Here is a 1,073-nt window from a genome sequence, read left to right on the forward strand (position 1 = left end):
ATCTTCAACTATATCGACGGCGGTGCCGATGATGAGGTGACGTATCGCGAAAACACCAACGCGTTTGACCGCTGCGATCTGCTGCCATCGGTGTTGCGCGGGGTGAAGGACGTGGACATGTCCGTCACCGTCATGGGGCAAAAGCTGGACATGCCGATCTATTGCTCGCCCACAGCGTTGCAGCGCCTGTTCCACCATCAGGGCGAGCGCGCCGTGGCGGCCGCGGCCGAGAAATACGGGACCATGTTCGGCGTGTCTTCGTTGGGAACCGTGTCGCTGGAGGAACTGCGGCAGAAACACAAGAACCCTCAGGTCTATCAGTTCTACTTCCACAAGGATCGTGGGCTGAACTCGGCCATGATGCAGCGCGCAAAAGAGGCGGGGGTCGAGGTCATGATGCTGACCGTGGACAGCATCACTGGCGGCAATCGCGAACGCGATCTGCGAACGGGGTTTTCGATCCCGTTCCGGTTGACGTTGGGCGGCATGATTCAGTTTGCGATCAAACCGATGTGGGGCATCAACTATGTCACGCACGAGAAATTCCGCCTGCCGCAACTGGACGAGCATGTTGATATGGGCGGCGGGGCCAGTTCCATCGGTGGGTATTTTACCGAGATGCTGGATCCGTCGATGAATTGGGACGACGTGGCGCAGATGGTATGCGACTGGAACGGTCAGTTCTGTCTCAAGGGCATCATGACCGTCGAAGATGCCCGCCGCGCGGCTGAGATCGGCTGCACCGGCATCATCCTGTCGAACCATGGTGGTCGCCAGCTAGATGGATCGCGCACGCCTTTCGACCAACTGGCCGAGATCGTCGACGCGGTCGGCGATAAGCTAGACGTGATGATGGACAGTGGAATTCAGCGAGGCACCCATGTCCTCAAGGCGCTGTCGCTGGGGGCCAAGGCTGTGGGTGTCGGGCGGCACTACCTGTACCCGCTCGCCGCCGCCGGTCAGCCCGGTGTCGAACGGGCGTTGGGACTCATGCGGGCCGAGATCGAGCGCGACATGAAGCTGATGGGCGTCACCCGCGTCGATCAGCTTTCACGTGACAACCTGCGGTTTCG

Annotated in this window: 1 protein-coding gene; it reads left to right on the plus strand. The window is 60.5% G+C overall.

All coding sequences use genetic code 11. From position 1 onward, the window contains the following. On the plus strand, positions 1 to 1,073 hold a 1,073-nt coding region (locus tag ACRZ9X_RS22420; RefSeq protein WP_480522309.1), incomplete at both ends, for an alpha-hydroxy acid oxidase.

It is taken from the genome of Ruegeria sp. AL1 (assembly GCF_056540905.1).